Below are 983 nucleotides of genomic sequence, written 5' to 3'. Positions count from 1 at the left end.
TGATGGAGCGGGTGCTTGCACCCGCCAACCTCAAGCGTGCGTATCACCGCGTAGTCAGCAACAAGGGCGCGCCAGGTGCCGATGGCATGACGGTCGACGAATTGGCGGGCTACGTGAAACAGTATTGGCCGATTCTCAAGACTCGGTTACTGGCCGGCGAGTATCACCCGCAAGGTGTACGCGCCGTCGACATTCCCAAGCCCAAAGGCGGGACAAGACAGCTGGGTATCCCCAGCGTCGTGGACCGTTTGATCCAGCAAGCGCTGCTGCAACAGCTCACGCCGATCTTCGATCCTCTGTTCTCGGACTATAGCTACGGCTTCCGCCCGGGCAGAAGCGCTCACCAAGCCATCGAAACAGCCCGCGCCCATGTGGCGGCGGGACACCGCTGGTGTGTGGAACTCGATTTGGAGAAGTTCTTTGATCGGGTCAACCACGATGTACTGATGGCGTACGTAGCGCGTCAAATCGAGGACAAACGTGCGCTCAGACTGATCCGCCGTTATCTCGAGGCCGGTGTGATGTCGGGCGGGATCGCCAGTCGACGGCAGGAGGGGACGCCGCAAGGCGGCCCGCTCTCGCCGTTGCTGTCGAACATCCTGCTCAACGAACTCGACCGCGAGCTGACACGACGGGGGCACCGTTTCGTGCGCTATGCCGATGATGCGAACATCTATGTGCGTAGTCATCGTGCAGGTGAGCGAGTGATGGCCGGTGTCGAGCGCTTCCTGAGGCGGCGTCTGAAACTGTCGCTGAATCGGGAAAAGAGCCGCGTGGTGCGGCCTTGGGTCTGCGATTATCTGGGTTACGGGATGAGCTGGCACGAACAGCCGAGGCTGCGAGTGGCGACAATGAGCCTGGATCGCTTGCGTGACCGACTCAGAGAGCTGCTGCGCGGGGCGCGGGGCCACAAGATGGCGAATGTCATCAAGCGGATAAACCCTGTGCTGCGCGGTTGGGCTGGCTACTTCAAACTTAGTCAG

Annotated in this window: 1 protein-coding gene; it reads left to right on the top strand. The window is 61.0% G+C overall.

Annotated features, from left to right (window positions below):
• A partial coding sequence (gene ltrA, locus PMI22_RS20940; RefSeq protein WP_007944326.1) for a group II intron reverse transcriptase/maturase occupies nt 1-983 on the top strand: 983 nt, incomplete at both ends.

This window comes from Pseudomonas sp. GM21 (genome assembly GCF_000282215.1).
Classification (GTDB): Bacteria; Pseudomonadota; Gammaproteobacteria; order Pseudomonadales; family Pseudomonadaceae; genus Aquipseudomonas.
Note: the sequence above shows the minus strand (reverse complement) of the source record. Positions and strands in the feature narration are given on the sequence as shown.